Source organism: Gelidibacter salicanalis (assembly GCF_007997285.1).
GTDB lineage: Bacteria > Bacteroidota > Bacteroidia > Flavobacteriales > Flavobacteriaceae > Gelidibacter > Gelidibacter salicanalis.
On record NZ_VORX01000009.1, the window covers coordinates 38,703 to 52,144 of the forward strand.

Below are 13,442 nucleotides of genomic sequence, written 5' to 3' on the forward strand. Positions count from 1 at the left end.
ATTACTACCTTTAATGTCAATCAATTAGCTACATATTTATGAAAAATCACAACAATTTATTCAAAATTGCAGTAATGCTACTGTGTTTTCTGACTGTATCCATTTCTGCGGAAGCGCAGATAAAAAAAGGCGCCAGCGTAGAAGGCATCACCGAATACAGTTTAGATAACGGTTTAAAAGTGCTTTTATTTCCGGATAATTCCGCTCAAACGATAACGGTTAATATTACCTATATGGTCGGGAGCAGGCATGAAGGCTACGGCGAAAAGGGGATGGCACATTTATTAGAGCATCTCGTGTTTAAAGGCACGCCCAACCACCCGAATATTCCAGAAGAATTGTCATCACACGGCGCTCGCCCAAACGGCACTACCTGGTATGATCGGACCAATTATTTTGAAACTTTTAATGCCACGGATGAGAATCTGGAATGGGCTTTAGATTTAGAATCTGACCGGATGGTCAATTCTTATATTGCCAAAAAAGACTTAGAATCAGAGTTTTCTGTGGTGCGGAACGAATTTGAGAGTGGCGAAAATTCGCCTTCGCGGGTGCTGATGGAAAAAGTGATCAGTGCAGCCTATTTATGGCATAACTACGGTCAATCGACCATCGGAAATAAATCGGATATAGAGCGTGTGCCTATCGAAAATCTTCAGGCATTCTACAAAAAGTATTACCGTCCTGATAATGCTATTTTGATGGTGACGGGTAAATTTGATACCGATAAAACCCTAGCTTTAATTGAAAAGAAATTCGGGCCTCTTAAAAATCCTGAAGGTAAATTAATTGATAATCCCACCATTGAACCAGAGCAGGATGGTGAAAAACGTGTCACTCTTAGTCGCGTGGGCGATTTACAAATTGTATCTGCCTTGTACCACGTGCCGGCAGGATCACACGAAGATGCAGCCGCATTGGCAATTGCCGAGCAAGTGCTGACGGATGAACCTTCCGGCAGATTATATAAAGCTTTGGTAGATGCTGAAAAAGCGTCAGGTATTTGGTCTTTTACGCCGTTCACGAAAGAGCCTTCATTTTTATATATGAATGTGGATGTGCCTTCGGATAAATCATTAGCCGAAGCCGAAAACATCTTGTTGACCACTTTAGACGGATTGCCAAATGACCCCATCACCGAAGTCGAATTAAATCGTGCCAAGGCCGCCATGCTGAAACAAATGGACCAAGTGTTTCGAAACTCATCTTATTTAGGCACTTATATGAGCGAGTTTATTGGTGCTGGCGACTGGCGATTAGCCTTTATTTTTAGAGACCGAATTGAAGAAATGACCGTTGACAAAGTCAATGCCGCCATCAAAAAATATCTGATTTCTACCAACAGAACTGTGGGGAATTTTGTTCCCACCAAAAATCCAGTACGGGTGGGTATCCCTCATACCGAAAACTTAGAAGCCTTAGTAGCGAATTATAAAGGCAAGGAAGCTTTGGATGCGGGTGAAGCATTTGATGTCTCCTATGAAAATATTCAGAACACCTTAAATTCAGGGACTCTAGAAAAAAGTGGGATTACTTATGGGTTGATCAAAAAAGATAACCGCGGTAAAACTGTTAATTTGACTTTTAATTTACGTACCGGGAATGTGGATCAGCTCATGAATAAAGGACTTGCCGCAAGGTATACGGCTAGAATGTTAAATAAAGGGACCACCACAAAATCTAGGCAGGATATTGATGATCAATTGGCTACGTTAAAATCGTCAGTATTCTTTAATGGTTCCAACGGACGGGTGAGTGCTTCGGTAAATAGTACTGAAGACAACCTTATGGAAACCTTGGCACTGATGACGGATATGTTAAAAAATCCAGCTTTTGATGCTACCGAATTGGAAAAATTAAAAACTCAAGATCTAGCGAGTCTTGAAGAGCAGAAATCGGAGCCTCAGGCCGTCGTTTCACGACAAATTAGTTTGCTGAATAATCACTATAAAAAAGACCATCCTTTATATAGTAGAACTTTAGAAGAAGAAATAGCAGCCATCAAGGCCATCACCGTGGCTGACTTGAAAGCTTATCATAGCGATTTTTACGGCGTTAACGACAGTGCGTCTTTAGTGGCTATTGGCAATATGGATGAAGAAGCGTTGAAAGCTTATTTTGACAACAATTTTTCTGATTTTAAATCGGATAAATCCTATACTGAAATCAGTGATAAATTTAAGAATAGTAAAGCAGCTAACGAAAAAATCCTGACGCCAGATAAAAAAAATGCGTTCACATTGGGTGTATTGTCTTTTGAAGGCAGCCAATATGATGAGGATTATGCAGCGTTGCAAATTGCTGGGGAAATTTTTGGTGGTGGATTTTTAAACTCTCGTATTGCTGGACGTTTACGTCAACAGGATGGTGTGAGTTATGGTGCCGGTGGTAATGTTGGGGTAGATAGTAATAAGGATGATAAAAATTCGTCCATGTATATTTATGCCATCTACGCTCCAGAAAATGCTACTAAGGTGCAACAGGGGTTTAAAGAAGAAATTGCCCGTTACATTTCAGAAGGCATTACTGAAGACGAGTTGACCAATGCGGTTAATGGATGGGTTCAGGAACAGAACGTCTCTAGAGCCAAGGATAATGAATTGGCCAGTGTCATTTCTTCCAACTTATATTTTGATCGCGATATGACCTTTCAGAAAAACATCGAAAATCAAGTTAAGAAATTGACCGTGGCGGATGTCAATAAAGTGATTAAAAAGTACTTTAAAAACTTCGAAAATTGGACCGTGGTGAATGGCGGTGATTTTGACGCCAATGAAATTAAAAAAGAAGGTAAAAAAATAGATTAGGGACAAACCATATTAAATAAATGACCTGCTTCAACCATTTTCACCAAGAAGCAGGTTTTTTTTGTATTCAAAATATCTATTTGATCCCGAAATGGATTTTTGGCCGTGTTTTTAAGGGTCTGTTATTGAGCGTTTTGATGGTTTGTTTGAGGCGTTTAAGGCCTGTTTAAATAACTAAAATTAGATGCTATAATAACTATTTAAATTTTGTAAATTTGCCTGCGTTTAACAGCGCAACATGACAACTACAACAAAATACATATTCGTCACCGGAGGTGTAACGTCTTCTTTAGGGAAAGGCATTATAGCCGCATCACTGGCGAAATTACTTCAGGCTCAAGGTTACAGAACCACAATTCAAAAATTAGACCCGTATATAAACGTCGATCCAGGCACGATGAACCCTTATGAACATGGGGAATGTTACGTGACTGACGATGGTGCGGAAACGGATTTGGATTTGGGACACTACGAGCGATTCTTAAATGTGACTACCAGTCAATCTAATAACGTTACTACGGGGCGCATCTATCAAAGTGTCATTGAAAAAGAACGTCGTGGTGAGTTTTTAGGCAAAACCGTGCAGGTGATTCCTCATATTACCGATGAAATTAAAGAACGTGTCCAAATTTTGGGTAAATCGGGCAATTTTGATATTGTCATAACTGAAATAGGCGGAACCGTCGGAGATATTGAGTCTTTACCATATATAGAAGCCGTACGTCAATTAAAATGGGATTTGGGTGAGCATAACGCCATCGTTATCCATTTAACTTTGGTGCCTTATTTATCTGCAGCAGGCGAATTAAAAACAAAACCGACCCAACACAGTGTCAAGACCTTGATGGAAAGCGGTGTCATGGCAGATATTTTAGTGTGCCGTACCGAGCACGAATTGCCAATGGATTTGCGTCGTAAATTAGCCTTGTTTTGCAATGTTCGCGAAGAGGCGGTTATACAATCTATTGATGCATCTACTATATATGATGTGCCAAATTTAATGTTGGAGCAAGGCTTGGACAAGGTCGTTCTTAAAAAGTTAGACCTACAAAGTGATGCACCAGATTTAACTCAATGGAATCAATTCTTAAAACGTCACAAAAATCCTAAGGATGAAGTGACCATCGGATTGATTGGTAAATATGTAGAATTACAGGATTCTTATAAATCCATTTTAGAATCCTTTATCCATGCGGGGGCAGAAAACGAAGTGAAAGTTAAGGTTGTGCCGATTCACTCTGAGCATTTAACTGTTGAAAATGCGTCGCAATCTTTAGCACATTTGGATGGTGTACTCGTTGCTCCAGGATTTGGAGAACGCGGTGTAGACGGTAAAATTGAAGCTGTAAAATTTGTAAGAGAGAATAATATTCCATTTTTGGGTATATGTTTGGGAATGCAGATGGCCGTCATTGAATATGCACGCAATGTGTTAGGTTTACAAAATGCCAATTCAACTGAAATGAATGAGCATACCTCTGATCCTGTTATCGATTTAATGGAATCTCAGAAAAACGTGACAGATAAAGGTGGAACGATGCGTCTTGGCGCTTGGGCGTGTCATATTGAAGATGGCAGCATCGCAAAAGAGGTGTACCAAAGTAATGCCATTATGGAACGCCACCGCCATCGTTATGAATTTAACAATGCCTATAAACAGCAAATTGAAGATGCCGGTATGAAGGCCACAGGGTTAAATCCTGAAACTGGCTTGGTGGAAATTGTCGAAATTCCTACCCATAGATGGTTTGTTGGGGTGCAATACCATCCTGAATATAAGAGTACTGTGGCCAATCCACACCCATTGTTTGTCGCTTTTGTGAAAGCCGCCCTCGATCATAAAAATGAGGAAAATCGTGTCAGTATGGCACAAAAGTAATTTTGGATGCATTTTTGAGATAAAAAATCTTGTCAAAAAATAATTAATTACCAACTTAATAAGGGCCTTTAAGATTTTTAACCAAAAGGTCTGAACACGAAATAAATGGAAGAAAAAAAATTTGACCTCAATTCTATTATAGGATTCGTTCTTATTTTCGGAATATTGTTGTTTATGCTTTGGCAGAACAAACCAACTCCTGAGGAAATTGCAGCTCAAGAAAAGGCGAAGCAAGAGCAGTTAGCAGCTGAGCAGCAACAAAAAGTAGTAAAGGATACGTTTGTTACAAAAGCGGAGGACTACAACAATCCTTCCGTTGCAGATTCTTTGAAATTAGTCAATCTAAAAAATAAATTGGGCGCATTTGCCTACGCTTCTACCTTACCTTCAGCTACAGATGCTGAAACGCTTGTTGAAACGGATCTCCTTCAGTTGAAATTTAGTAATAAAGGGGGCTATTTATCTGAAGTGAAACTTAAAAAGTTTAAGACTTCTGATTCTGTGCCAATTTATATTATCAGAGAAGGTAATGCGAATTTTAATATTTCCTTTTCCACCACAGATAATAGAAATTTAAACACTAAAGACCTTTATTTTGAGCCAACAGTTACAAAAAATGGCGATAATACGGTAGTTTCTATGAAACTTAAGGTTTCTGAAAGTAAATTTTTAGAGTACCGATACGAGTTGAAACCAGATGATTATATGTTTGGTTTTAATGTGCGGTCTCAAGGGTTGAGTGATGTGATTAACAGTTCACAACAGATTAATTTGGACTGGAACATCAAAACCTACCGACATGCCAAAAGTATCTCTTATGAAAATAGGTATACTGAGCTTCTTTTTGAATATGAAGGCGGTAAGGACGATTATTTAGGGCAACAGGATTTTACTGACGATACGGCGGAAGATGTGACGTGGGTAGCCAACAAGCAACACTTTTTCACCTCCATACTTTTAGCCGATCAACCATTTAAGGAAGGCATATTTACGTCTAAGAACCTAGTTCAGGATGAAGATATCGATACTGTATTTACCAAAGCGTTTACGACAAAATTACCGTTGGCGTTACAAGGAGGCGAATTAAATAAGAGTATGGACCTGTATTACGGTCCTAGTGATTACAAAATTCTAAATGCTTACGACAGAAACTTAGATGAAATATTACCATTGGGTTGGGGTATTTTCGGTTGGATAAACCGTTACTTATTCATTCCGTTATTTGCGTTCTTAGGATCGTATATGCCTTACGGAATCGCCATTGTGGTAATGACCATCTTGATAAAATTATGTCTGTCCTTTGTACAGTACAAACAATTCCTATCCCAAGCCAAGCTGAAAATCATCAAACCTGAGTTAGATGCGATTCGTGAAAAATATAAAGATAACAAGCTGAAAATTCAGCAAGAAACCATGGCATTACAGTCCAAGGCCGGCGCGAGTCCGTTAAGTGGGTGTTTGCCGGCGCTGATTCAGTTGCCTGTGTTTTATGCCTTGTTCCAGTTTTTCCCATCAGCATTTGACATTCGTCAGAAAAGTTTCCTTTGGGCAGACGATTTATCATCTTATGATACCATTGCGAACTTACCTTTCAAAATTCCATTTTATGGAGATCACGTGAGTTTGTTCCCGATTTTGGCTTCTATTGCAATTTTCTTCTATATGAAGATGACTACAGGACAGCAAATGGCATCACAGCCAACGCAAGAAGGGATGCCAGATATGGCTAAAATGATGAAGTATATGATTTACTTGTCGCCAATTATGATGTTATTTTTCTTTAACAACTATGCGTCAGGATTGAGTTTGTACTACTTTATCTCTAACTTGATTAGTATTGGAATTATGTTGGTCATCAAGAATTTTATTTTAGATGAAGACAAGATCCATGCGCGTATTCAGGTGAATAAAGCCAAACCTAAAAAAGAGAGCAAGTTCCAGAAGAAAATGAAAGAAATGATGGAACAAGCGGAACAACAACAAAAGAAACAAGGAAAACGTTAATCTCGTTTGCTTGTGATTTTTATATATGCCTCTGAGACTCTCAGGGGCATTTTTGTTTTGATTAGTGTTGGAACAGAATTTTCAAGCCTCAAATTATAAATATCCCAATTTATTTTATTTGCGTCTGAGATGTTAGACGCATGAAAAAAAGAGCTTTTTGATGTTCAGTGGAATTCAACCGTCAACTAGCATGCATTTTAAATAAGCTGTTTATATGTTCTACTCTTGTTTCGATGGAATGTCATAGGAGTCTCTTAAACCGCATGAATATCGGCTTTATTATCATTCTAGGGCTTTTCAATCTCATTAGTATGGGCAGATATAAAAGTTGTAACGTTAAAATCTTAAGGTTTTTGAAATAAGTTTCATTATTTTGAGTTTATTTGTTCGATAGTAAATAACGTAACCATAGTCGGGTTTCATAAATTTTTATAATGATCAAACAGAGCATTTTAATTGCCGCATGTTCCATATTATTTTTCACCAGCATGCGGGCGCAAGAGGGTGACAATCAACTAGATGCTAATGGAGAGCGTCACGGCTTTTGGAAAAAGAATTTTGACGGCGTCAGCCAACCGCGATACGAAGGCACTTTTGAACACGGTAAAGAGGTTGGCCTCTTTAAATTTTACAAGCTAGATAAGAATCAAAGTGTTTTGAGCGCCACTCGAGAGTTCAGTACAGATAGTGATGATATCAGTGTAAAGTTTTTCTCATCTAAAGGGAAACTGATCAGTGAAGGCGCAATGAAGGACACTCTTTTTGTCGGTAAATGGGTGTACTACCACAATAAAACCAAAGCGGTTATGACCGTTGAACATTATAACGACAAAGGTAGGCTTGAGGGCGAGCGGATGGTGTATTATCCAAACGGCCAAATGGCGGAGCACACCATTTATAAAGACGGAAAAATAGAAGGCATCTCTAAGATATTCTCTGAAAAAGGCGTTCTGATCAAGGAGTTTACTTATAAAAATGATATGCTCAACGGCATGTCTAAATACTATAATGGCGACGGGCAGATGCTAGCGGAAGGGGCGTATCGCAATGACAAGAAACACGGCATCTGGAAGTTCTATGAAAATGGCGCCCTAACCGAAGAAAAGGATTTTACGGAATATAGTAAGAATCCGATAAAGCAGTAGGGGAGTAGGTGTTCGTAGGCAGTTTTCAGTTGGCAGTTTTCAGTTGGCAGTATTCAGTTGGCAGTTAGCAGTTAGCAGTTTTCAGTTTTCAGGAAATGATTTCTGTGGTTTCTATTGTTTCAAGTTCGAGCATTTATAAAATAGAATTTTGCTTAAAACATTAATTTCCATTTCACCTTCAATTACAAATTCGGTTTCATTTTCAACTTCACGTTCAACTTCAACTTCATTTTCAAATTCAATTTGATTCCCAATATTCTTCGTAATTTTGCAAAATGAAAAGAGTAATTGTAGGACTTTCGGGAGGTGTAGATTCAAGCGTTGCTGCCTATTTGTTAAAGGAGCAAGGGTATGAGGTTATTGGGCTATTTATGAAGAATTGGCATGACGATTCTGTGACCATTTCTGATGAATGTCCGTGGTTAGATGACAGTAATGATGCCATGCTAGTGGCTGATAAATTAGGCATACCCTTTCAAACCGTCGATTTAAGTGAGCAATACAAAGAACGTATTGTCGATTATATGTTTGATGAATATCAAAAAGGGAGAACGCCCAATCCGGATGTGCTCTGTAATAGGGAAATCAAATTTGACGTGTTTATGAAAATAGCGCTCGATTTGGGTGCTGATTATGTGGCTACCGGTCATTATTGCCGCAAGGGCGAACTTCAAAAAGATGACCACCCAGTATATCAATTACTTTCTGGTGTGGACAACAATAAAGATCAATCCTATTTTTTATGTCAATTGTCCCAAGCGCAATTAGCGAAAGCCTTGTTCCCCATTGGCGAACTTACAAAACCTGAAGTTCGAAAAATCGCTACGGAATTGGATTTGGTAACTGCAGATAAAAAAGATTCCCAAGGGCTCTGTTTTATTGGTAAAGTGAGATTGCCAGAGTTTTTACAACAAAAATTACAACCAAAGGAAGGTGTCATTGTCGAAATTCCAGCTACCCAACCCATGTATAGTCAAGCCGAGCCTCAATTTTCTTCGGAAAACGATGCCCTGAACTATTGGACCAGAAAAATGGATTACAACCGCACTGACGGTAAAGTTGTAGGGAAACATCAAGGTGCTCATTATTTTACCAAAGGTCAACGCAAAGGTTTGGCGGTTGGCGGGACGGTTGAACCTCTATTTGTGATTGATACGGATGTTGAGGAGAATGTCATTTACACCGGTCAAGGCAAAGATCATCCCGGCCTGCTTAAGAAAGCGCTCTTCGTGTCTAACAATGAGGTGCATTGGATACGCGAAGATTTAAAATTGAATGTTGGTGAGACCATGACCACTCAGGCGCGCATCAGATACCGACAACCACTACAACAGGCAACCTTACACCAGTTGGAAAATGGGCTCTATGTGGTTTTTGAAACCCTGCAATCGGCCATTACAGAAGGTCAATTTGTAGCTTGGTATCATGGTGATGAATTAGTAGGTTCGGGAGTTATTTCTTAAATTGCTCTGTCGAATCTTTTAAATCGCGACTGCATGCCATGAAAATTATTCTGTTCTTCTTATGTTGTATGTCTCCTGCTGTCTTTTCTCAAGATGATGCTTGGATATATTTTGCGGAGAAGACGAATGTTGAAATGGCCCTACAAAACCCCAATACTATCCTTTCTCAACAGGCTATAGACCGAAAAAGGCAACATGACATAACCATTGATCAGCGGGATGTGCCGGTTAATTTGGCTTATATCAAGGCCATCTCATCTTTGAAGACTGTACGTGTTTTGGCCAAATCCAAATGGATGAATGCCATTCACGTGAGAGGCGATTTAGCGGAAATCAAGACGCTCCTAAATTTTGAATTTGTCGCTGGCATCGATTTCGCCGATAAAAACCTAACGGATTTAAAACGTCCAGCGCTGCAAAATAGTAAATTTCAAATTGAAGCAACTCTAGAGGATTTCAACTATGGAAATGCTCAGAATCAAACGGACATGATTCAGGCAAAAGCACTGCATTTGGACGGATTTACAGGTAAAGGCATTAGCATTGCGGTTTTCGATTCGGGATTTCCAAATGTCAATACCATGAAGGCCTTTGAGCGGTTGAGAGCTCAGCAAGGTTTAAAAGGGGGATATGATTTTGTGGAGCGCACTACTGAAATTTTTAATTTTGAGGGCAGTTCCCATGGCACACGGGTTTTAAGTACCATGGCGGGTTATTTAGATGCTGAATTTGTCGGTACCGCACCGGATGCAACCTACTACTTATTCCGTACCGAAGATGTAGCTCACGAAAATCCTGTAGAAGAGAGTTATTGGGTGGAGGCTGCGGAGCGCGCCGATAGTTTGGGTGTGCATATTATCACCTCTTCTTTGGGCTATAATACTTTTGATAACCCCAAATACAATTATACCCCTGCTGAAATGAATGGAGTGACCACCTTTATTAGCCGTGGTGCCTCCATTGCGGCTGAAAAAGGAATTTTAGTGGTGAATTCGGCAGGAAATTCTGGCAGCACGCCTTGGCAAATTGTCACCGCCCCAGCAGATGCTGAAAGTGTATTTACAGTGGGAGCAGTAGATGCGACAGGCGCATATGCCACATTCAGTTCGCGGGGGAGTGCGGATCAGCCCACCTATAAACCGGATGTTGTAGCTCAAGGTTTAGGTACATTTGTTATTACTGAAACAGAAAGTATTGTTAAGAATAACGGCACGTCGTTTAGCACTCCTATCATTGCAGGAGCTATGGCTAGTTTATGGCAGGCTATGCCAGGCGCAACTGCGGCGCAACTGAAACGGTATGTCCGGGAATCAGCTTCACAATCCGCCTCGCCCGATTATTATTTGGGCTATGGCATCCCCAATTTTAAGCAAGCATTAGCGGCGACCCTCTCATCTCAAAATCTAGATGTAAAACAGGTCCAACTCTATCCAAATCCGGTGTCAGAGCTTCTTTATCTGAAATTACCCAACAATCACGAACATGGAATTCTTCGGATTTATAATCTGCTGGGAAAACAACTGTTAGAGCAAGAGTATCATTCCAATCCTTTACCGGTTGATGTGTCTAAATTGGCGACAGGAATGTACCTGCTCACAATCCATTCTGGCCATAATTCCTATAATCTTAAATTTATAAAATCTTAAATGTCAAATAAAATTACAAGCCTTTTCAATATTCAATACCCAATAATCCAGGCAGGCATGATCTGGAACAGTGGATGGAAATTAGCGTCAGCTTCAAGCAATTCTGGTATTTTGGGCCTTATTGGCGCCGGATCTATGTATCCTGAAGTGCTGCGGGAACACATTCAAAAGTGTAAACAAGCCACAGACAAGCCTTTCGGGGTGAATGTGCCTATGCTGTATCCAAACATTGAAGAAATTATGGCTATTATAGTAGATGAAGGGGTAAAAATTGTATTTACCTCTGCGGGGAATCCTAAAACATGGACGGCTTGGTTAAAAGAGCGTGGCGTGACCGTGGTGCATGTGGTGAGCAGTGTAAAGTTTGCCCTTAAAGCTCAAGAGGCAGGCGTAGATGCTGTGGTTGCTGAAGGTTTTGAAGCTGGAGGTCATAATGGTAGGGAAGAAAGCACCACCTTAACCCTGATCCCGATGGTGCGTGAAGCTTTAGATATTCCCCTTATTGCGGCTGGAGGTATCGCCACAGGCAAGGGCATGTTGGCGGCAATGATTTTAGGAGCTGATGGGGTGCAGGTTGGCAGTCGTTTTGTGGCCAGTGTAGAGAGTTCTGCGCATCAGGCTTTCAAAGATGAGGTGGTCAAGGCTAAAGAAGGGGCTACCCATTTAACTTTAAAAGAATTGGCGCCTGTACGGTTGATTAAAAATAAGTTTTATAATGACCTGGTCGAACTTTATAAAACCACGCCAACCGTCGAGAAATTAAAGAATTTATTGGGACGGGCCCGGGCTAAACGCGGCATGTTTGAAGGCGATTTAGAAGAAGGCGAGCTGGAAATAGGTCAGATTGCTGGCTTAATTCACGACATTAAACCCGTCGCCGCAATTGTAAAAGATATGTTGGCTGAATACAGTGCGGCGAAACAAGAGGTACATACCATGTTTTAAATGCTGTTTAAGATTTCAGAACGTGTTGGACCATAGTGAAATTGCTACTTTAGCTTGAGCCGTGTTTCATTGTTTTAGGGGAAAATAAATTGTAAAAAGATGCATAAACTTGACCAATCCACTACCTTTGCATCTTTAAATTTTCAACGTGGTTTTATCTCAGTATACTAAAGAATTTAAGTACAACTTAAACTTGGCAGCGCCGGTCATGCTGGGGATGCTTGGCCATACCTTTGTGAGTCTGGTAGACAACATCATGGTTGGTCAGCTGGGTGCTACTGAATTGGCAGCAGTGTCTTTGGGGAATAGTTTTGTGTTTATTGCGATGTCTTTAGGCATTGGCTTTTCTACCGCCATCACGCCTTTAGTGGCCGAAGCAGATACGGAAAAGGATTTTGTAAAGGGAAAATCGGCTTTTAAACACGGATTGTTTTTGTGCACCGTTTTAGGAATCTTTTTATTTTTGGTCCTCCTGTTGGCAAAACCATTGATGTACATTATGGACCAGCCGGAAGATGTGGTACAACTCGCCATACCGTATTTAGACCTGGTTGGATTCTCCCTAATTCCGCTGATTATCTTTCAGGCCTTTAAGCAGTTTAGTGACGGCCTGTCGCTTACCAAATACCCGATGTATGCTACAATTCTGGCAAATTTAATCAACGTCATATTAAACTATCTTCTAATTTTTGGAAAGTTTGGATTTCCTGAAATGGGCTTGGTTGGTGCCGCTCTGGGCACGCTAATTTCAAGGGTAATTATGGTATTTTTCCTTTGGTGGTTGCTTAGGGCTCGAGACAAGTCGAAAGCTTATGTGACCAATATTAAGATTTTTGTCTTGGAATCGCCAATGATGAAAAAAATCATCAATATCGGATTTCCTAGTGCCATGCAGATGTTTTTTGAAGTGGCTATTTTTACGGCGGCCATTTGGTTAAGTGGCACCTTAGGACAAAATCCGCAGGCGGCCAATCAAATTGCCTTAAACTTATCCTCCATGACCTTCATGGTGGCCACAGGTTTAAGCGTTGCGGCCATGATTAGGGTGGGGAACCAAAAGGGACTTCAGAACTTTACAGAGTTACGACGAATTGCCATGTCCATATTTTTCTTGGGTATTATCTTGGCGGTAATTTCGGCTCTGCTTTTTATCGCATTACACCAAGTGCTCCCAACAATTTACGTCAATTTAGACGATCCTGTTAATGCTTTAGATACTCGCGAAGTGGTGACCATCGCGTCCACCTTGCTATTAGCAGCAGCTATATTTCAAATCAGTGACAGTCTGCAAGTGGTGGCTCTTGGCGCATTGAGAGGTTTGCAGGACGTTAAAATTCCAACCATCATTACCTTTATTTCTTATTGGGGAATTGGGTTTCCCGTAAGTTATTATTTAGGAAAGGAAGAGATGTTCGGTAGTTTGGGCATTTGGATGGGCCTTATAGCAGGCCTCACCAGTGCCGCAATTTTATTGTATTTTAGATTTGACTATCTGACCAAGAAGTTGATCAAGCAAGAGGTAACAGTACTACCCTAACTTTAGTTGGTGAAAG

The 13,442-nt window shown here is 40.3% G+C and carries 8 protein-coding genes; all 8 read left to right on the plus strand.

Going from position 1 to position 13,442, the window contains the following annotated elements; all coding sequences use genetic code 11:
* Positions 1-38 precede the first annotated feature (38 nt).
* The 8 genes from ES711_RS14655 to ES711_RS14690 all read left to right on the plus strand — a co-directional run bounded on the left by ES711_RS14655 (position 39) and on the right by ES711_RS14690 (position 13,426).
* The gene (locus ES711_RS14655) at positions 39-2,807 is read left to right on the plus strand and encodes a M16 family metallopeptidase (RefSeq protein ID WP_146894059.1); all 2,769 of its coding nucleotides are present in this window, start codon (positions 39-41) and stop codon (positions 2,805-2,807) included.
* Between the two features lie 238 nt (positions 2,808-3,045).
* Positions 3,046-4,686 (plus strand): CTP synthase, encoded by a 1,641-nt coding sequence (locus tag ES711_RS14660; protein ID WP_146894060.1) that lies wholly within the window; start codon positions 3,046-3,048, stop codon positions 4,684-4,686.
* Positions 4,687-4,791: 105 nt separating this feature from the next.
* Positions 4,792-6,690 carry a membrane protein insertase YidC gene (gene yidC / locus ES711_RS14665; protein WP_146894061.1) on the plus strand — a complete coding sequence of 633 codons (1,899 nt, stop codon included), beginning with the start codon at positions 4,792-4,794 and terminating at the stop codon, positions 6,688-6,690.
* Between the two features lie 434 nt (positions 6,691-7,124).
* Entirely contained in the window at positions 7,125-7,835 is a 711-nt protein-coding gene (locus tag ES711_RS14670; RefSeq protein ID WP_146894062.1) for a toxin-antitoxin system YwqK family antitoxin, read from the plus strand.
* 275 nt (positions 7,836-8,110) lie between these two features.
* Complete coding sequence (mnmA, locus tag ES711_RS14675) at positions 8,111-9,298, plus strand: tRNA 2-thiouridine(34) synthase MnmA (RefSeq protein ID WP_146894063.1); 1,188 nt, start codon at positions 8,111-8,113, stop codon at positions 9,296-9,298.
* A 38-nt stretch (positions 9,299-9,336) separates the two neighbouring features.
* Positions 9,337-10,944 (plus strand): S8 family serine peptidase, encoded by a 1,608-nt coding sequence (locus ES711_RS14680; RefSeq protein WP_146894064.1) that lies wholly within the window; start codon positions 9,337-9,339, stop codon positions 10,942-10,944.
* Positions 10,945-11,889 carry an NAD(P)H-dependent flavin oxidoreductase gene (locus tag ES711_RS14685; protein WP_146894065.1) on the plus strand — a complete coding sequence of 315 codons (945 nt, stop codon included), beginning with the start codon at positions 10,945-10,947 and terminating at the stop codon, positions 11,887-11,889. It abuts the gene before it with no gap.
* A gap of 148 nt (positions 11,890-12,037) precedes the next feature.
* On the plus strand, positions 12,038-13,426 hold the full coding sequence (locus ES711_RS14690; RefSeq protein ID WP_211363094.1) for an MATE family efflux transporter: 1,389 nt from the start codon (positions 12,038-12,040) through the stop codon (positions 13,424-13,426).
* Positions 13,427-13,442: the final 16 nt, after the last annotated feature.

Bases quoted from the DNA above. Each gene is read 5' to 3' on its own strand.
- ES711_RS14655 (WP_146894059.1), top strand. From the start codon at position 39: ATGAAAAATCACAACAATTTATTCAAAATTGCAGTAATGCTACTGTGT.
- ES711_RS14660 (WP_146894060.1), top strand. From the start codon at position 3,046: ATGACAACTACAACAAAATACATATTCGTCACCGGAGGTGTAACGTCT.
- yidC (WP_146894061.1), top strand. From the start codon at position 4,792: ATGGAAGAAAAAAAATTTGACCTCAATTCTATTATAGGATTCGTTCTT.
- ES711_RS14670 (WP_146894062.1), top strand. From the start codon at position 7,125: ATGATCAAACAGAGCATTTTAATTGCCGCATGTTCCATATTATTTTTC.
- mnmA (WP_146894063.1), top strand. From the start codon at position 8,111: ATGAAAAGAGTAATTGTAGGACTTTCGGGAGGTGTAGATTCAAGCGTT.
- ES711_RS14680 (WP_146894064.1), top strand. From the start codon at position 9,337: ATGAAAATTATTCTGTTCTTCTTATGTTGTATGTCTCCTGCTGTCTTT.
- ES711_RS14685 (WP_146894065.1), top strand. From the start codon at position 10,945: ATGTCAAATAAAATTACAAGCCTTTTCAATATTCAATACCCAATAATC.